The 18,592-nt window shown below is 51.6% G+C and carries 14 protein-coding genes; 1 reads left to right on the top strand and 13 read right to left on the bottom strand.

Features of this window, described 5'->3' with window-relative positions:
• Positions 1–15: 15 nt before the first annotated feature.
• From KW824_RS03055 to KW824_RS03005, 11 genes are all read right to left on the bottom strand, one after another.
• Positions 16–1,071 carry a galactosyltransferase-related protein gene (locus KW824_RS03055; protein ID WP_256351232.1) on the bottom strand — a complete coding sequence of 352 codons (1,056 nt, stop codon included), beginning with the start codon at positions 1,069–1,071 and terminating at the stop codon, positions 16–18.
• 55 nt (positions 1,072–1,126) lie between these two features.
• Positions 1,127–2,884: a D-glucuronyl C5-epimerase family protein gene (locus KW824_RS21190; protein WP_218408870.1), complete on the bottom strand. Its 1,758-nt coding sequence runs from the start codon at positions 2,882–2,884 to the stop codon at positions 1,127–1,129.
• The gene (locus KW824_RS03045) at positions 2,874–6,830 is read right to left on the bottom strand and encodes a glycosyltransferase (RefSeq protein WP_218408869.1); all 3,957 of its coding nucleotides are present in this window, start codon (positions 6,828–6,830) and stop codon (positions 2,874–2,876) included. Before KW824_RS03045 ends, KW824_RS21190 begins: the two co-directional genes overlap by 11 nt.
• A gap of 48 nt (positions 6,831–6,878) precedes the next feature.
• Positions 6,879–8,135, bottom strand: a complete 1,257-nt coding sequence (gene wecC, locus KW824_RS03040; protein ID WP_218408868.1) for a UDP-N-acetyl-D-mannosamine dehydrogenase — start codon at positions 8,133–8,135, stop codon at positions 6,879–6,881.
• 71 nt (positions 8,136–8,206) lie between these two features.
• Positions 8,207–9,355, bottom strand: a complete 1,149-nt coding sequence (gene wecB / locus KW824_RS03035) for a non-hydrolyzing UDP-N-acetylglucosamine 2-epimerase (RefSeq protein WP_371316589.1) — start codon at positions 9,353–9,355, stop codon at positions 8,207–8,209.
• 79 nt (positions 9,356–9,434) lie between these two features.
• A complete protein-coding gene (locus KW824_RS03030; protein ID WP_371316574.1) occupies positions 9,435–10,394 on the bottom strand; it encodes a glycosyltransferase in 960 nt (319 codons plus the stop codon).
• Positions 10,395–10,642: 248 nt separating this feature from the next.
• A complete protein-coding gene (locus tag KW824_RS03025; protein WP_218408866.1) occupies positions 10,643–11,845 on the bottom strand; it encodes a sugar transporter in 1,203 nt (400 codons plus the stop codon).
• 15 nt (positions 11,846–11,860) lie between these two features.
• Positions 11,861–12,511, bottom strand: a complete 651-nt coding sequence (locus KW824_RS03020) for an ABC transporter ATP-binding protein (RefSeq protein ID WP_218408865.1) — start codon at positions 12,509–12,511, stop codon at positions 11,861–11,863.
• Between the two features lie 22 nt (positions 12,512–12,533).
• Entirely contained in the window at positions 12,534–13,334 is an 801-nt protein-coding gene (locus KW824_RS03015; RefSeq protein WP_111872991.1) for an ABC transporter permease, read from the bottom strand.
• Positions 13,335–13,397: 63 nt separating this feature from the next.
• Entirely contained in the window at positions 13,398–15,167 is a 1,770-nt protein-coding gene (locus tag KW824_RS03010; protein ID WP_218409080.1) for a polysaccharide biosynthesis/export family protein, read from the bottom strand.
• Between the two features lie 24 nt (positions 15,168–15,191).
• Positions 15,192–15,566, bottom strand: coding sequence for a hypothetical protein (locus KW824_RS03005; protein WP_218408864.1), 375 nt, complete (start codon positions 15,564–15,566; stop codon positions 15,192–15,194).
• 817 nt (positions 15,567–16,383) lie between these two features.
• On the opposite strand from KW824_RS03005, the gene KW824_RS03000 reads away from it, so the two are divergent.
• Positions 16,384–16,908, top strand: a complete 525-nt coding sequence (locus tag KW824_RS03000; RefSeq protein WP_218408863.1) for an acyloxyacyl hydrolase — start codon at positions 16,384–16,386, stop codon at positions 16,906–16,908.
• A 79-nt stretch (positions 16,909–16,987) separates the two neighbouring features.
• Here the strand turns inward: KW824_RS03000 and KW824_RS02995 are convergent, their stop codons facing one another.
• The gene (locus tag KW824_RS02995; protein WP_218408862.1) at positions 16,988–17,629 is read right to left on the bottom strand and encodes an energy-coupling factor ABC transporter permease; all 642 of its coding nucleotides are present in this window, start codon (positions 17,627–17,629) and stop codon (positions 16,988–16,990) included.
• Between the two features lie 95 nt (positions 17,630–17,724).
• The gene (gene pflA, locus KW824_RS02990) at positions 17,725–18,567 is read right to left on the bottom strand and encodes a pyruvate formate lyase 1-activating protein (RefSeq protein ID WP_218408861.1); all 843 of its coding nucleotides are present in this window, start codon (positions 18,565–18,567) and stop codon (positions 17,725–17,727) included.
• Positions 18,568–18,592 lie beyond the last annotated feature (25 nt).

The raw sequence follows: 18,592 nt of genomic DNA, 5'->3' as shown, positions 1-18,592 counted from the left end.
CTCAAATAATAAGATTCAGCGAGATGTGGGTTTGAACATGTCTCTGAAAAAAGCCCGTGGGTTGAGGTACAGCTTGCGAACTTTGCGCCACAGCGGGCGCCTGAGCGTGATCCCATCCTGCCAACGTAACAGCCCCGGGTACTCGCTGACGGGATACCCCGCCTCTTCTTGCAGGCGGATCATCCACTCCCGAAAGTCCGGCAGCTCGCCATTGAGGTCATTGCAGGGCACCACGGGCCCCTTCAGGGGGCCTCGCTCAGCCTCGCTGCGTGACAGCATCTGTTCCAGCAACTGATCATTGCCCGCCCGTCGCTTGTGATAAGGGTGCGTCAGGGGGCGCGGGTGCCATTGATGCACCAGGAAGCGACCGGCAAACAGGTGGGGGAGGGCATAGTAGCTGAAATAGCGGCGAAAGCCCTGATAATCTCCCGGATGCTGGGCCTTGATATTGAGGGCATAGTCATCTGGCCTCGGTCCGATGGGATAGTGGCGGGTGAGCCGGTCTATCAGCTCCAGATCTTCGCCGCCATGGCCGACAAACTGCTCGTCAAAGCCCCCCAGCTGCAAGAACCACTCGCGGTTCATCAGCAGGCAACTGCTGGCCAGGGCGATGCCCTCCACCCTGTGGTTTTCACCACGTAAGAAGGACTCCAGACAGCCCTGAAAATCCCCGTCAAACCGCTCCGTCTCTTCTTTGGTCAGATAGAGGCAGGGGTACATTTCGAAGAATGGAGGCCTACAATAATCGGGCTGACTGAGCAATGACTGTATGTGTATTATTAGCGACGCTTGGCTCATTAGGTCAGCATCAAAGATAAAAATATATTTAGAACCACATGATTTAATTGCTTCGTTCCGTGCAACGCCAGGAGAAAAATCTCCACGGTTAAAATTAAGAACGCGACTCACTATCCCATGCTTAGAGAGGATTTCTTTAATATTACTTGTTATATATATACTTTCTTGTTCATAGGGAGATAATGAACTGATGGCATTACTCAATCTCGTGATAGAAGAACTTATCTCCCCACGATTACTTGCATGATAAAAAGGCGTTATAATGTTTATCATGAGTTTCCTTGAAAAAGTGATAGGGTTACCCCTACCACATGTCGTTTTATTGTTCTTATTGTATTGAACTTATCCATTTGTCTGTCAATGTCAACCAGCTTTCTCTACTAAAAGCTTTGTAGAGAATAGCACCCAACACACAATGAGTTATATGATAAGGAGCGTTGCTCAAGAGCGGCTTTTCACTTAAACCAGTATAGTACTCAAGTCCATATGAGGTGACAACATTCTCACCACCATCCCAAGTTGCAAGATTTGCCACCTCGAATAGTGCTTCTTCATACTTAATCGCTTTAGCTTTCAAGTCCACATCGTCAAGAATAATCGCAGCATCAAGAATAGATAGAACAGCGAATTGAGCACCATTTAGAACATGTCGTTGTTTCGATTTGCCAGGAATTGGATATTCTTGTGGTAGTAGAAAATCTGATAACGTGTTGTCAACATCAATCAAGGATGAAATTACTCCACCATCAGCGATTGGACGGAGATAGCACTTTAGCATGGCATAAATGGCATCGTACAGCTTGGACTTTATTTCACGGTCATTTTCTATAGACCAAAGTCTAGCCCATAACGCAACATTTTTGAGCTGTATGCCAGATATCCAGCCTTTATCATATGAATAATAGCCACTATTATATTTGTTTAGTGGAACTTCACCAGATATAAGTTGCGCATTGACAAGTTGCATGCCGACAAATTTCGCAATGTTAAGTTGCTCTTCATCTGTTCTTCCAGAACTATGCCAAACTGACCAAGCTTTTAAACCACCATTCACTTGAGTTACTTTGTTTTCAGAGTGAGGGTCTGCACCATTAATGCTATAGTGCTTTAAATGTGCAAATTCTCCATCTGGAATATACTCGGTGTTTCTGTAGTCATGTTTATGAGGTAAAAATGCAGGTATTCTACTATGTATTTCATTAATTTCATTTGAGAAAAATAATTGAGCTTTCTTATTAATCTCAAGGCGATTATTGACAACATTCCAGCCTTCAATAATCCTGCTTTTTATGATGCTAACACTTATAGATGTATCCAAAGGGCGATGACCAATAAATCTAGAATTTATTGAAATGTTTATGTCACCAGAAAAATTAAAGGCCCTGCCATTTTTTGTCAACTTAGAAATGAATTCTAGATGTTCTTGAATTTCATTGTCTTCTCTATTTGTGAGAATAGTAAATGGTGGAATATAGCTTTCTTTCAGGAAACGTTCGTAAACATCAATCCGCTCCGGATGCTTAAGATAAAAATTCTCTAGTTTGTTATTGATAGAATTTTTCTCTATTTCATGAAGAGATGATTTATATGGGTAATTTAATAGATTTAACTGTGGGACTTCAGCAATAGCGTAGGAGTTCTCGATTTTACTCGATAGCATTAGTGCACCAAACCCCCCCATTGATGATCCATAAATAATTATTTTGTTTTCGCTTAAATTTAGTTTTATTAGAAGTTCCTTTGCAAAAACTGCCATTTCCTCTATATAGTCAATGTTTTCATCGCCAGATATAAACCAGCCGCCATGTAGCTTAGCACCATATAAACTTGGATCGCTAAATGTTATTATTGACTGTTCTTTTAGATACTTACTCCAAGACCATCTATGGAAGATCGGATTCTGAATCTCATCTTTTTTGGGCTGGGCTGATGGCATGAATATAATAGTATGTTTGCTGTCTTTTCTAAAGTTGCAGACACAATCTATCCTTACCTTTTCATTCAGTTCCTTGTAGATGGTCACTTCATTCGAGTTATATAGGCAGTCTTTTTTTATATTATCTACACTAAAGCTTTCAAATTCCACGATGGTATTGTTCCTCACGAGTTTCTAGCAACGAAAGTTCATTATTTATTATGTGTCTTGCGTTGCACTTTATGTATGCATTTTCCCGTGCCAGATTTGTTTTTTTGATAAAAATATCTTCATTTTCATAAAGCTCAACAATGCCACGTACAATTCCTTCATAGTCATCGTCGTGAGACAACACTGCACAAGAATTATCAACAAACTCAGGTACAGCAGCTACAGCATTAGTGAGTGGCACCAGCCCGGATGACATTGCTTCATCACGGGATACGCCTTGCGTATCCATCCGAGTGGGACACATAAAGAGCCCATATTGCTGGTGCAGCGCCTTAATCTCATGACGGTTGACAAAGCGGCGTTCAATAATAACGTTATCCAGTCCCACGATGGGGGCGAGAACCTCGTCAAATAGTGGGCCATCGCCGATGATTCTAAACTCCAGCTCTTTAAAGAACTCATATTTCTGCAGTTCCAGAATCGCTTCGACCATCAGATCGTTGGCATATACGCGGGAGGCGTAGGGGCGGATGGACAGAATTTTCTTTCTCTGCTCTGCAGGCTTGGGTTTGTATTCAAAGAAGTCGGTGTCAATCGGGTTATGGATGATTGCATATTGATGCGGCGGGATTTGTATCCCCAGATCTGCCATGGATGTTTCCGCCAAATACCGTGACACAAACACTATCTTCAGATTTGGGTGCATGGGGCAGAGCATCTCTCGCCACAGAGAGAGGCGCGCATCGCTCAACGTCTGCGCCTTGGCATGTTGCTCGGGCGTCTCATAGAGGAAGGCTCGTCGTTCGTAGGACTGAATATCTGCGCCATGGGTCCAGACGGTCACCCGCACCCGGTCCAAGTGGTGCTTGATAACGTCCCAAATCCCGCGATCGATAAAGTGGATCACGATGTGCTTGTAACGACCGTGTCGCAGTTGTACCTCTAGTGCTTCGGCGCCCCCCGTGGTGACATCGATATCCTCAAACTCATGATAGGAGAGTGCTGTATCGGCCTTAAAACGGAAGACATCGCAGGCAACGCCGGCTTCCTTGTAAGCCTTGACACGGCTGTGAACGAAGGCATTTTTGTAGAGATCGTTGTAGCTGGGGTAGTTGTTGGTGATCACCAGATAAGGGTTGCATGTCAGTTGCTGACAGGGAGTCTGTGGCTTGAAGTCGAGAATGAGCGATGAGAGCGATGCCGAACCAGCCGCATAGATCCGCAGGCCAAACTTGACCGATACCGTTCCCTGTGGAATGGCTATTTCCACATTGCGATTGGCAGGTTTCACCACATGGGAGAGACGCTCATTGTTCCCGTCCATAAAGAAGAGGACAAATTGCAGGTTCAGTCCCGGTGTGGTCTCCATATGCAGACGCAGCTTGTCATTTTGCACATTGAGCTCTGACAGATGGTGCTCGCGTTTGGCATACCAATACTCATGTTTGCCGTCGGACAATGAAGAGCTGAACGTCAGCAGGCCGTTTTCCATTAAGGCTGAAACCTGGGTGTTCTTGGCAGGTACCAGCAACTCGCTCAAAGTGATTGCTTGTAACGCGGGCAGCTCATCGACGTTGCGTTCGAACGGTTGGCAGTTTTCGGCAATCTGGTTGAGCTCGGTCAAGCCATAACCAGTTGCCAGCGTTGGGGCATTAAACGCATCGAAGCGCTCTGCTTCCTCAGCACCGTTCATGCAGTAGTTGAATTCATCCACCGAGAATGCGCGAGCATTTTCATAGTGATAGGTGTAGAGGCTGGTGACCCACTCGCGAAGGTTTCCCTCGGGGATTAGTGAGCCAAACGCAAGGCTGCTACGTGCTGGCAGGACGGCCATCTCCTGATAGATACGTTCACCATGATTCAGTTGCAGCTCACCATTTTTAACCTTGTATAGCGACCCCTTTCCAATGACCTGAGCGTCTGTGTAGCGTGTCGCAATGATGATGTCAGTCAGATAGTGAGGGCCATAGTAGTCTTCTGCCACCATGACTGACAGCCATGCCCCGTCGCACACCTCGCGCAGTCTGAGCTGTTGAGCGTCCGATGCACTCAGCAGAGTGACATTGCCCTCGGGAGCAAGGCCGGAGGTGTCCAGTCCGTTCGGTGTAACGATTACGAGGCGCTTGTTCTCATATTCTTGACGTGTGAAGTGTTGCATCAGGGTGACGCACTCTTCGATGCTTCTGGCATAGGCGGTGACGCAAACTGCAGAAAGCATATTTTCCTGTGGGGTGCTGCTGACCTTGGAATAGATGTACGCGAGTCGATCCTGATAGGTATGTTCCAACATGACCTTGCGCAGGGCCATCAGCCGTAGCTGCTTCACTTTCAGTGGATTCCCGGCGACATGCTTTAACCGCCTGACCAGCTCGCTTCCCGAATCTCCCGTAAAGACCAGATCGCCAAACATGGCTCTGACCCCACGTGAGAAATTACTGACACTGATAGTGTTGGATGCCAACAACTCGAAGACTCGACGTGCAAACATCGACTGCGACTGCTTGATCGAGTTCAGATTGATCGAGTAATAATAACCCTTGTAGGCCTTGTCTATTTCGCTATAGGGGAGCGTACCGACAATAAAGGGTTGATACTCTGTCGGGAACTTATAATTAGGATCATTCTTTCCATAGTTTCTGTCATATATTTCTACTGGCTTGAAACTGGGCAGGCTTAGCAAGAAATCACCTAGGTCACGGGTACGCTCAGGATATTTGGCATAGTAGGCACCAGCAAAGCAGAATGCATCCTTACGCTGATATTTCTCAATCGGATTGTTAACCTTTGGCTGAGCAGCAAATGGCAGGAAATAAACACGGTCATGACCAAGCGCAGTCTTATACCGGCTGATACAGTCGATATCTGTCGTAAAGACATAGTCAAAGAGCTTAGCAGTATTAAGGAAAGTCTCGAAATGAACCGGATCCTCTTTATTCCAGAAAATAGTGGGCACATTGTTGCTGCGGCACCATTCAACTATGCTGACGACTTCCTGGCTCATGTGACCGACTTTACTGCCCCAGAGATCATTTTTACCGCGCCAGGCTGACTCAATCATGAGCATTTCTGGGCGGAATGACTCGAGCTCGGTCAACCAGTTCTGCGGGGTGAGTTGAAGCAGATTGCATTCAGGTTCGTAGGAGAGATAGGTAAATTCATCCATAATGCTGGCGATTTTGAGACGCCTTAATGCATTAATGATTCCATCGCCGGTATCAAGGACCAGTTTTTCGATGGCGCGTTCGAGATGAATAACATCGGCTCGGGTGTGGGTACTGGTTGTGTCAGGTAGTGGTTTGGACAGCATACTCGGAGGAATGGTAATTCCACGCCGCTCCTTGGCAATTTTCTTCAGTGCCAACAATTTTAGAGGCAAAGAGAAAAAACCTTTCCAACTCTTGGTGGAAAAGATGAGCGTATGACCGAGTTGATAGGAAAGTGTGTTTTTTAGCTTGGCGGCTTTCACCCGTTGCTCTTCCAGCTCGCCATGAACGCGGGCCAGCTCTTGCCTCATCTCATGAAGAGCGAGTCTTGAGCGCAAGAACTCCATCTTCATGTGTTCTTGTTCAGACTGAATCGATTGTGTCACCGCCGTATTGACAGACAATGCACTGTCTTTTGTCAAAAGGTGACCATTGAGTTGTTCAACTTGATGATTTAACTGAGCAAGTTGCTGCTGAAGAGTATCCCGTTGTTCTCGTGCCTCATCATATTCTTTTTCTAGGTTGGTGACTTTTTCCTTATAATCAGAAACTTGCTGGGTCACATTTCGGTATTTGAGCCGAGCTTCACGTAGCTGGTGAAGGGATGCTTGTATTTCATCCTCAAGTGTGTCGATTTTCTCTGCAGACGCGCTTGCCGTCAGATCCAGTTTTTTTACCAGATCTGCCTTGGATATCTCGGCCATGCTTTTCTTAGCTATTCGGTTTTTTCTTTGTTTTTTCATGTTCTTATATATATCAACGGGGCCATGTTGACATGGCCCCGTAGTTAGTTACTGGATGGCGTTAACGAAGTCGAGTATCTCGCAGGACTTGGTATCGTGCTGGGTTATACCAAGGAACTGCGTGTGCTTGACCAAAATCACGAGCACATCAGCTTGCAGCAGAGCGTCGGAGAGAGTGGCGAGAGCAACGTTATTACGATTTTCCAGTACTGGCGGCAGGGCCTCGATATTGGGTTCCACCGCCAGAATCTGATAGGCCGGATTGCTGGCCAGGGTCTTGGTGATATCCAGGGCCGGGCTTTCGCGCAGGTCGTCGATATCCGGCTTGAACGCCAACCCCAGACAGGCAATTTTCGGATTGCTCAGCCCGGCGACAGCCTGTTCAACCTGCTCCACCACATAGTGCGGCTTGTAGTCGTTGATAAGGCGCGCCTGGTGGATGATCTTGGCGGTATCCGGGTTCTGGTTGACGATAAACCAGGGGTCGACCGCGATGCAGTGACCGCCTACGCCGCAACCCGGCTGCAGGATATTGACGCGGGGGTGGCGGTTGGCCAGGGAGATCAGTTCCCACACATCGATGCCCTGCTTGTCGCAGATGAGGGACAGTTCGTTGGCAAAGGCGATATTGACGTCACGGAAGGCATTCTCGGTCAGCTTGCTCATCTCGGCGGTGCGGGCTTCGGTCGCGATGCACTCCCCTTTTTTCACAAACATCTTGTAGACCTGGGTGGCGGCGGCGGTACTGGCCTTGTCCATGCCACCGATGATGCGATCGTTTTCCACCAGCTCGCGGATCACCTGACCTGGCAGAACCCGCTCCGGGCAGTGCGCCACAAAGATATCAGGGGTCTGGCCCTCAGCCACAGTGTGCGGGAAGGTCAGATCGCTGCGCTCTTCCGCCAGCCATTTGGCCATCTGCTCGGTGGCGCCGACCGGCGACGTGGATTCCAGTACCACCAGGTTGCCTTTCTCCAGCATGGGGGCCAGGGCGCGGGAGGCACTCTCGATATATTTCAGATCCGGCTCATGATCCTCGCCCTTGAAGGGGGTCGGCACGGCAATCAGGAAGGCATCGGCCTTCTGCGGGCTGGTATGGGCACTCAGATGGCCATCTTGTACGGCTTGCTTGACCAGGTCTTCCAGACCCGGCTCAACGATGTGGATCTTGCCCTGGTTGATGGTGTCGACCGCATGCTGGTTGACATCCACGCCCACGACACGAATGCCGTTGCTGGCGATGACTGCGGCAGTTGGCAAACCGATATAACCCAGACCCACGACAGAGATGGTTTCGAATTTCATTTTATTTTGTGCTCTCGATAGTAAAAAAGGGGCATAACCCTTGCCCCCTAGACAGGTATGTAATCTGTAAATCAGGCCACTTGCAGGCTGCTGTCAATCTGCTGGCCCAGAGCGCCGCTCAGACCCAGCACCGCCTCGACGATACGCTGACTGGTCTTGCCATCCCCATAGGGATTGTTGGCGTGGCTCATCACCTGGTAGGCCAGCTCGTCATCCAGCAGACGAACTGTCTCGGCGACGATGGTTTCGTCACAGGTGCCGACCAGGCGTACGGTGCCAGCCTTGACGGCGGCAGGGCGCTCCGTGGTGTCGCGCATGCAGAGCACGGGCTTGCCCAGGGTTGGCGCCTCTTCCTGAATGCCACCGGAGTCGGTCAGGATCAGATAGCTCTGCTTCATCAGGTAGACGAACGGCAGGTAATCTTGCGGCTCGATCAGGTACACGTTGTCGAGCCCCTTGAGGTTGCGATTGACCGGCTCCTGCACATTGGGGTTGAGGTGGACCGGATAAACGATCTGCACGTCATCCCGCTGGGCCAGTACCGCCAGCGCCTTGCAGATGCGCTCGAAACCATCGCCATGGTTTTCACGGCGGTGACCGGTCACCAGGATCAGCTTCTTGCTCTGGTCAAGGAAGGGGAAGCGGGCAGCCAGCTCTGCTTTCATGCCCACGTTCTTGTCGATGCGATGGGATACCTCGATCAGGGCGTCGATCACCGAGTTGCCAGTGACAAAGATGGTCTCGGGGGCGATGTTTTCCATGATGAGGTTTTTCAGCGAACTGATGGTCGGGGTGTAGTGCTGGTCGGCAATCCCCCCGGTCAGGCGGCGCATCCCCTCTTCAGGCCAGGGAGAGTAGATATTGCCGGTGCGCAGGCCGGCTTCAACGTGACCCACCGCGATGCGGTGATAGTAGGCCGCCAGGGTCGCGGCAAAGGAGGTGGCGGTGTCACCGTGTACCAGAATGCGATCCGGTTTGAACTCGGCAAACACAGGTTTCAACCCCTGCAAGATGGCGGTGGTGACATCGGTCAGATCCTGTCCAGGCTTCATGATGTTGAGGTCATAGTCAGGCTTGATCTCGAACAGATTGAGCACCTGGTCCAGCATCTCTCTGTGTTGTCCTGTGACACAGACTCTGATGTCCACCTTGCGATTGGCCTGGAAGGCCTTGACGATCGGGGCCATCTTGATTGCTTCAGGCCTTGTCCCGAATACCATCAATACCCGCTGCGCTTTCATCGGCATAATAGTCATTCCCGTGTGAATTTATGTGATTTATGTATTGTTCCAAAACTACTCAATAAAGGCCGAGGTCGCGATTAAGCTGTGCCAGCCGATGTTGCCAGGTGTGATGGGCAAGCACTATTTCCCTTGCCTGTCTACCCAATTCGCTTCTTTGTCGAATATCTTTCTGCAATTGCACACACCATTCTTGTGCCGCGGTACCATCCTGCACCGTGACAATACTCTTGCCAAAAATGTTATCCATTGCTCGCGAAGGTGTACTGATAATAGGGCACCCTGCTGCGGCCAACTCAAATACCCGGCGGGATAACATGGTCGGTGATTGGCTGATTGTGTTGAAGTTCAAATAAAGCTGATATTGACGATAGGCCTTGGCAACCGACACCGGTGAGATGGCCGGTTTGCAATATGGCTGCAGTTTTTCTGGGTAGCTGCAACCGTTGTTCTTTTGCCAAAATCTGTCGAAAATGATTAACCCTTGGTCACGCAGTGCATATAACACCTCTTCTTGTGCCCGGCTACGCTCAGCCAGCTCGTTGCCGTAATAGCCGCCCAAAAAGGCGATCCCTGACTCCCGTTCTTCCGCCGCTGCGGGCAGATACCAGCGCGGCTGGGCGGCAAACATCAAGACCCCTACGTGCCGGAAGGCCTGACGAGGCAGGGCCTGATAGCGAGCGACTGAATCGGCATCCGTGGTGTAGACCACATCGAATAGCGCCGCGGCATCGGCAAAGCGTTCGAAATGAAAGGGGTCCTCTTTATTCCAGAAAATGGTGGGTATATGCCGCTTTTGGCAAAATGCCACCAATTTACTCAATTCCGGTTTGACGGGGGAGCTATGGGCATAGCTGGCAATTTTCCCTTGCCAGCTATTTTTATGACCACGCCATGCTGACTCGACCAACAGAAAATCTGGTTTGAATATCCTCAGTTTCCATTGCCAGTCTGATGGCGTGATGTGAATAAGGTCTGCATCAGGCGTCAGGCTGAAAGTGGTGAACTGGTCTGCCACTAACGCAATGCGCGGGCGTTTATTATTATGCAAATGGATTGACTCACAGCTTTAATAGAGTGGGAAATACGATAATTACATGTCGATATGACAAGAGAGTGAACTTTCTTGTCAATTGGGCGCCTTGGTGAGGCGCCTCGATAATATCCTTGCTCATTCCAGAGAACCAGGGATGCAGTCAAAGCACGAAATAGGCCATACCCATAGGTTTGAGCTCGCCGGGTATGGTCCAATTCAGCACCTCGTTGTCAGTCCTGGTGCTCACGCAGGGTGGCAAGGCCCATCACGATCAGCCCGTAGAAGAGGAACAGCAGCACACCGACTGTGGCCAGGTTGTAGAGACGGCGAGGGTATTCCGCATCCTGGGCCTGGCTCGGTTGACTGATGACCAGCAGGTGTTTGAGCTTGCGGTATGCCTCGACCCTGGTCTGCTCCAGACTGATGAGTCCCGTCTTGTAGAGATCCGCTGCCAGAGTGGCCTGGGTTTGCACATCCAGATAACCGGCGTTGATTTCGTTCATGGCATCTTTATCGAGACCGGTGAGCTTGGCACGCTCCTGCTCCAGTTGCCTTGTCAGGGCATCGACCCTGCTCTGCACCGAGATGACACCGGGAGCGTTCTCTCTCATATAACTGCGCAGTTGTTTGAGTTGCGCCTGCTGGTTCACCAGCTCGGCCTCGATCTGGCTGACGACCCCGAGACGCGCGCTACTGGTGGATTCCGGACTGATGAGTTGATGGCTGTTTTGAAAGGCGAGCACCTTGGCCTTCTCATCCTGCAGCCGTCGATAGGCACGGTCGACCTCTTTCTCGACAAAGGCCAGTTGATCCAGCGCCACCTGATGCCCCAGCTTGTTGATAAAACGCTCGGACTCCTTGAGCATCATGCCCACCACCCGCTGGCCATACTCGGGGTCAAACGCCTGCAATTCGATGGTGAGCACACCCGACAGCTCATCCAGGCGCAGTGTCAGGTGATCGCGGTAGTATTCGATAAAGTCTTCCCGGCTGACATCCTGTGGCAGACGGGAGAAATAGTCGGCCTGGTCGCTCTGGTAATGGGACTTGAGGTTGAGCTCTTTATCCAGCTTGGCCAGCAGATCCCAGGAGTTCAGATAATCCTGGATCAGCAGCACATCCTGATGATTGCTGCCACCAATACCCAGCATCGACAGGGCATCGGGCAGCATCTTAATCTGATCCGCCTGCTTGATGATGATCTCCGCCCGGCTCACGTAACGGTCAGAGGCGATGACCCCCAGATAGAGTGCCGCGATGGTAAAACAGGCCACGACCCAGAGAAAACTGCCGAGCTTGAGGCTCTGTTGCCAGGAGCGGTGGGCAATCTGAAAGCCGCTGGAATCGATAAAGAACTGCTTGGGTTCATTGCCGAGCTTGCGCAGTTTGCGCGCGAAGCGGGATGGTCTTTCGGAACGGATAGGTTGAGTCATATTGGGTGCAGCTTGTTAAAGATCCTGATAAATGCGGATGGCGTCATCGATATTGTCGAAGATTTCCAATTTACTGTTGCGCAGCAGCATCCCCATGTCGCACTGCTGACGCAGGTTTTTCATGTCGTGGGACACCATGATAAGGCTCGCGGTCTCGCGCTTTTGATTGAAGGTATCGATGCATTTTTGTTTGAAGCGGGCATCCCCCACCGAGGTGATCTCATCGGTCAGATAGATATCAAAGTCAAAGGCCATGCTGACGGCGAAGGAAAACTTGGATCTCATGCCGCTGGAGTAGGTTTTGATCGGCAGCTCGAAGTGTTGGCCGATTTCGGAGAACTCCTTGACCCACTCTTCCACCGCCTGCGTGTCGCGTACCCCGTGGATGCGACAGACGAAGCGGGTGTTCTCCCGCCCCGTCATGCTGCCTTGAAATCCACCACCGAGGGCCAGCGGCCAGGAGACGCGACATTGGCGCGTCACCTTGCCCTTGCTTGGGGTGTCCATGCCCCCCAGCAGGCGAAGCAGGGTGGATTTGCCCGCCCCGTTGACCCCCAGAATACCGATGTTGCGATCCCGCGGCAGGGTGATGCTCACATCGCGCAGCACATAGTTGCGGCCGAACTTGGTGGGGTAGTACTTGGATACGTTGTCGAGAATGATCATGTTATTCCGCACTCATTGGCGATCAACTGGCGATCAGCCGGCGATGGCTCAGACGATAGCAGCTCATGGCAAAGGTCAGCAGCAGCAGGGTCACGCCTGACAGATAAGCCGCACTGACATTGGGACTGCTGTAACCGGCGATCCAGCCACTTCGAATCAGCTCGAGAGCATGCACCAGCGGGTTCCATAAAAACCAGTGTTGATACTGAACTGGGATGCTGATCAGGGGATACATCACACAAGAGATAAACATCAACGGCATCATCAGCAGACCGAGGAACTTGTCTGCCTCCTGAAATAGCGTGCAGATAACGCAGAAGACGATGCCGAGGGAAAAGGAGAACACCATCAACAGCAAATAGATGAGGATCACCTGCAAGGGATCCGCCGGAATGGCATCGAACCCGAACCAGAGCAGCCCCAGCACCAGGATGATACCCACCATCATGCCAATCAGGGTCTCGAGCATGAAGCGGGCAACAAAGGTAGAAAATGGGGTCACCTGCCGGTAGCAGAACAGCCCCATATTGGCGCTGACCGCAGATTGCAGCTTGCTCACGACATTCTTGAAAAAAATAAAGGGTAAATAACCGGCGGTAATGAAGAGCGGCGCCGGCGCCCCTCCGAATCCGCTGTGGCCGCGCATGCCAAAAATGAGGCTGAATGCGCCAATGATGAGCAGTGGGTCGAGCAGGGCCCAGGCATAGCCAAGTCGGTAACTGCCAAAGCGGGTCTTCAGTTCTCGGATAAGCAAACCGAACGTCACATCGCGCAGTACCTGCAAGGGCGTTCGAGGTGTTTGATTGAGAATGGGTTTATGCATTGAGTCGTTTACCGTATGGCAGACTCGCCGATTGGCGAGCCTGCATTGTTCGGTGTGGGCGGTTTAGTTGATGGCTACGTTCGCCGCCACGGCGATCTGATAGATGATCTGGGTGATGTCTTTGACAGACTGCATGGTTTTGCTGTCAACCTTGGGCAACACCATGATCTGATCCCCTGGCTGAACATTCCCCTGGCCCTTGAACTCCACCAGCCCGTTGGCATGCACCACGGCGATGCGCTGATCATTGGCTCGTTCGGTAAACCCACCGGCCCAGGCGACATAATCATCGAGGTCGGCATTGGCGTTGTAGACCACGGCTTGTGGCATCAACACCTCACCACCCACCTGGATAAGGTCAGTCTTGTTCGGGATCACAATCTGGTCGCCTTGCTCCAGCTGAATGTTGGCGATGATGCCCTTGTCTGCGACCACGACCTTGCCCAGAGGCTGAATCTTGCGAGCCTTGTCGACAAATTGCATGACCAGCTCGGCCTCTTTGGCACGGATGGTCGCTTCACCATCCGAACTGGCCGGTGCGGTGAATACGCTGCGCTCCAGGCGGTTGAGCGATTCATCCAGCATCTCTTTTTGCCGGATGGCCACGCTCTTGCGCATCAGATAGATGGATTGGTAATCGGCCAGATCCGGGTTGATCGGAATATGGTTGAGCAGATCGTGCAGCTTGGTCTCTTTGCGGACGGTGAAGTAAGAGGGGCCCATATAACTGCCGGTGACCTGCACATCGTAAACTTGTGCATGCATGTCATCGTTGAACAGCACCTTGTCACCGTCCTTGAGTTGGACCCGGGCAAAATCTTTGTAAGGCAGATAAATAGAGAAAGGACCGTTTGCACGATCGCCAATTACCCCGACATGACTCACCTTGGCGAGGGGCAGGGCATAATTGACCAGTTCCGAACCCAGTGTATTGCGCTGCTTTAATTCGAAGCGGAATGGGTTGCGAACCTTGCCAGCCACATTGATCATCGGCCCCTGGGGTTCCACCAGGATCACATCCTGATCCTTCAGGGAAAGCTTGGGCATTTTGCCTTTTTGCATGAACTCATACAGGTCGATCTGCTGGAGGACCTGGTTTTGGCGCAAGACCTTGATTTGACGGTAGCTACCACGCTCTGAATCGATACCACCCGCCCGCTTGAGGAAATAGAGCACGCTGTCAGACGATTGTCCGGCATATTGGCCTGGGCGGATCACCGGCCCCGTCACGAATACACTCACGGGGGTTGTCGTCAGCAGGTTGACGTAAATATTGACGTTGTTGGTGAATACATCACCAATCTTGCTGGTTACCAGATTATTGATTTGGCTGGCTGGAACATTCTTGACATTGATTGGGCCTACATCAGGGATGAAAATATTGCCCTGATTGTCGACTGTTACCACATTGGAGAAATTGACGGCGCCCCAGATCCAGATATTCAGCTTGTCACCTGGTGCTATCAGGTAATTGTCATTCAAACCATCGCTGCGTTCGGTTTCATATCCACCGGCAAAGAGGTTGGCACCGTAGGGGGGAGGGAGTCCGGCCTCGGCTTGTGGCAGTAACTTCCGAACATCTGCCTCACCTGGCAGCAACATGCCCTGCCGATTTTGTTGCGCAAAACTGCCGGTTGTTGAACTCGTGCTGGCTTGACCACTCAGCGATGATTGGCCGCCAAGTTGGGGCCGATTGTTATCGCCTGAATTACCCGACAGGTTATAGCCAAATGATGCCCCATTTGCCTGGGCCTGGTCCGGTGCGCTAGCAGCCATGGCGGTGCAGGAGGCACCGATGAGAAACAGAAGGGTACTCAGCTGACGAACATTCATTTTCAAAACAGATACCTTCGAGTTTTATTGTTCAGCAAGAAGGCTGCTGACAGAAGCTTGATCCAATTGAGGTATCAGGTACCACAGTTCTTCGCTCTTGCATGCGACACTTCTTTGCGAGTGGCCTTGCATGTTGTTGAACAAGAGGTCAACGCACTCACGTCCCATGGCCGACACATAGCGTTGACCCAGGGTGAAGGTAACGCTGTTTGTGCTGAGTACAGCCCCCTGAGGTTGAGTATTGAGCGCCTGTTGCAGGTTTGCTGGCATGGCTTGCAGTGCTGTGGTCGATGATGGATTGACGAGGGGACGGGAGGCTTCGACCTGCTTTGGTTCATATGCGCAGCCAGCAATAGACATGGCTAGCGATATCGCCAGAAACCGGGTTGCGTAGTTCATGTGAAATATTATCCAGGTGTCAAAACTTGATGTGTTAACTCTGTGTTAATTCTGTGTTAACTCGGTGTTATCGTGAGTGTTCGTTTTGCAATAATACTTGTCTCATGTTGTTCCTTGGTATTGCTGTACCGAAACTGTACACGGGAATAGATTATCTCAAAAGGCAAAAAAAAAGAAAAGCTACCGCACGGAAGTGACATTGCTCCGGTCTAGGGCGGTCAAATTGTGGCTTGAAATAAAATTGACATATAAAAACAGGCTGTCAAAGACAGCTCTGTTTTTAGAGCATTTCTGTCGTGCAGGAGCCGAACCCGCGTATATTGCGTCATTTCGAGACGCTCGTCATGTTTAATTTTATGACGGGCGCATACTACCTGTGGGCCGCGAATGAGTCAACACATATTAGTCCTACAGCCGGTAGCACCAGAGTGATTTAATCTGTTGTTATGTAACTATATTTTCATATTTGCAGTAATGGTTTAAACAGGTCTGATGAGTATTTTTAGCGTAGATGCTGTTAATTTAGAAAGCTCTTAAATAAAGAGCGTTTGAGATATTTATTTGACGATGGATGTTTTTGTTGCATCAGAAGTAACGATGTGGTTGGGAATATCATTAAGACATACACAATGTGCGTTATTAGTATAATCTTCTTTAACGTCACACTCAGTCGCTGATTTTGTAGACTATTTCTTCGAAAACATATTTATTTTTAGTTTTTGGTGTTGGGTTGACAGTTCTTTCCCTCACTGACTATGCCTGATGTGTGCCTGTTTGACGCTTGACAAAGCGGGGACATCAGGATGTAGGAGGGGGCATGGACGCCAATCTTCACTCGATCGCCAGATTATTGCTCTTGCTGAGCATGAGCACGACAGCCATTGCCAATGACGAGATCGTGGCTGTGCAGCTAGGAACACCTGCCGAAAACGAGAAGCTCGATATTTATACTGCTGACATCAAGCTCCACCATATGTTTTGGCACTGGAGTGAGTCGGGTTGTCAGTTTGGGTTGGGAGTGCGTGGTGGCGTGCTGGATGTTGGCCATGAATCCGGGGCCCGGTTGGGTGCTGGAGGGCGTGCTGAATGCCTGTGGGGCCAATGGGTGGTATGGATGCCGGTTGAGGTGCTGTGGCTAAGCAAACATGAGTTCGGGCACAAGGGGAATGGTTTTAAGGACTATGGTGGCCCTGTCCAGCTATCAACTGGATTAGGGCTGGGGTATGCCTTCAATCGGAATTGGCTGCTGGGATATCAGTATGAACATATGTCCAATGGGCATATGTATGAGCCCAATCCATCACTGGACAGTCACACACTCCACATCGAGTACAGATTCTAGCTTTTCATCAGGTCTTCTGAGCGCTGTTCGGCGTTCAGGGGACCCATGACATGGGCCTGCATGGCCATTTATGTCAGGATCAGCGCCCCAGATATTCCCTGTCGAAGAAGGTGCTTACCCAGTGGGGGCGGTAGACGGCGAGCAACGTCATGGCCATGCCGTTGAGCAGGGCCTCGGGGAAGAGCAGCAGTGGCCAGATGGAGAGGTAATCGGCACTGATAATGTGCCAGGGGTAGGCGCCGCTCATCCCCATCAGCAGGGCGTTGGCGAGGATCTTGATCGAAATGCTGAGCGCCCCCCCCAGAAAGGCGGCCACGAACAGGTAGACGAAGAGGTGGCGGGGCAGCCAGGCCCAGCTCCCTAGAAACAGCAGCCAGCTGGTGACAACCGGCAGCGCGATGCCGATGAGCGCCTGCCAGCCGAACTCCGCCAGATCGGTGACACCAAAGGCCCCGAGGATCAGCAAGGTGAGGCAGGGGGCCAGCAGGGCGAGGCGCCAGCCCAGCAGCAGGGTCAGGCTGGTGAGGCCGAGAAAGTGGATCTCCAGCCCCTCGTGCAGACCCGCCCGCAAGGTCCAGAGTGGCACCAGGACGATGGCGCTCCCCAGGCAGAGGTGCTGATAGAGGGGGTTGGCGTGGAGGGTGCGTAGCAGGGAGGCGTTCAGGCTGAAGGCGAGCAGCACCAGCCAGAGCAGGAGGGTGGCGACTTGTCCTTCACTCATGGCATGTTCCCTCGAATGTCACTGCCCGGTGATGAGCCCGGGCGCCGGGGTGGCGCAATGAAAAGAGGCCGCCCAGTCCCGGGCGGCCTCCTGTCTCAATACTTCACGTTGGGGTGGTACTTGCCGAGGATGGTCTGAACCCTGTCCATGGTCTCCTTGCTGGGGGGCTTGATCCCGGTCAGATCGTAAGTGTCTCCCAGCACGTCCCACTTGTGTTTGCCCAGTTCGTGGTAGGGCAGCAGTTCCACTTTCTCGACGCAATCACCGAGCTCTGCGATGAACTGACCGAGGCCTTCGGCGCTCTCGTCATCATCGGACCAGGTCGGCACCACCACGTAGCGGATCCACATGGTCTGGCCGCGGGACGCCAGGTAGCGCGCGAACTCCAGGGTGTACTTGTTGCTGACATGGGTGAGGGGGATGTGCTTCTCGTCGTTGATCTGCTTGATGTCCAGCAGCACCAGATCGGTGTTGTCGAGCACCCGATCGAGCAGCTCGTCGTAGTGACGCACGAAGCCGTTGGTATCCAGGCAGGTGTGGATCCCCTGTGCCTTGCAGGCGGCAAACAGTTCGGCGATGAACTCTTGCTGCAGCATGGCTTCCCCACCGGAGGCGGTGACACCGCCGCCCGAGGCATTCATGAAGTGGCGGTAGCTGGTGAGATCCTGCATCAACTCGGGCACGGTGACCTCGCGGCCGCCCTGGGTGTCCCAGGTGTCCCGGTTGTGGCAATACTTGCAGCGCATCAAGCAGCCCTGCATGAACACGATGAAGCGGATGCCGGGGCCGTCGACGGTGCCACAGGTCTCGACGGAATGGATCCGGCCAATGATGTCGGGACTGCTGGCGTCGCTAACGGTGGCGGCAGGGATCCGCTGAGTGCCCTGATCGGCAGGGCCGCTGGTTTCAACGGCAGGGATCCGGTTAATGACTGACATAGACGACTCCAATTGTTCGGACAGG

The organism is Aeromonas sp. sif0611, assembly GCF_019218845.1.
GTDB classification, from domain to species: Bacteria; Pseudomonadota; Gammaproteobacteria; order Enterobacterales; family Aeromonadaceae; genus Aeromonas; species Aeromonas media.
This window is presented reverse-complemented; position numbering and strand designations above follow the sequence as displayed.

What these genes read in the sequence shown, in the direction of transcription:
- KW824_RS03000 (WP_218408863.1), top strand. Translation starts at nt 16,384, where the DNA reads ATGGACGCCAATCTTCACTCGATCGCCAGATTATTGCTCTTGCTGAGC.
- KW824_RS03045 (WP_218408869.1), bottom strand. Translation starts at nt 6,830, where the DNA reads ATGAAAAAACAAAGAAAAAACCGAATAGCTAAGAAAAGCATGGCCGAG.
- KW824_RS02995 (WP_218408862.1), bottom strand. Translation starts at nt 17,629, where the DNA reads ATGAGTGAAGGACAAGTCGCCACCCTCCTGCTCTGGCTGGTGCTGCTC.
- wecC (WP_218408868.1), bottom strand. Translation starts at nt 8,135, where the DNA reads ATGAAATTCGAAACCATCTCTGTCGTGGGTCTGGGTTATATCGGTTTG.
- pflA (WP_218408861.1), bottom strand. Translation starts at nt 18,567, where the DNA reads ATGTCAGTCATTAACCGGATCCCTGCCGTTGAAACCAGCGGCCCTGCC.
- KW824_RS03015 (WP_111872991.1), bottom strand. Translation starts at nt 13,334, where the DNA reads ATGCATAAACCCATTCTCAATCAAACACCTCGAACGCCCTTGCAGGTA.
- KW824_RS03020 (WP_218408865.1), bottom strand. Translation starts at nt 12,511, where the DNA reads ATGATCATTCTCGACAACGTATCCAAGTACTACCCCACCAAGTTCGGC.
- KW824_RS03025 (WP_218408866.1), bottom strand. Translation starts at nt 11,845, where the DNA reads ATGACTCAACCTATCCGTTCCGAAAGACCATCCCGCTTCGCGCGCAAA.
- wecB (WP_371316589.1), bottom strand. Translation starts at nt 9,355, where the DNA reads ATGGTATTCGGGACAAGGCCTGAAGCAATCAAGATGGCCCCGATCGTC.
- KW824_RS03010 (WP_218409080.1), bottom strand. Translation starts at nt 15,167, where the DNA reads ATGAATGTTCGTCAGCTGAGTACCCTTCTGTTTCTCATCGGTGCCTCC.
- KW824_RS03005 (WP_218408864.1), bottom strand. Translation starts at nt 15,566, where the DNA reads ATGAACTACGCAACCCGGTTTCTGGCGATATCGCTAGCCATGTCTATT.
- KW824_RS03055 (WP_256351232.1), bottom strand. Translation starts at nt 1,071, where the DNA reads ATGATAAACATTATAACGCCTTTTTATCATGCAAGTAATCGTGGGGAG.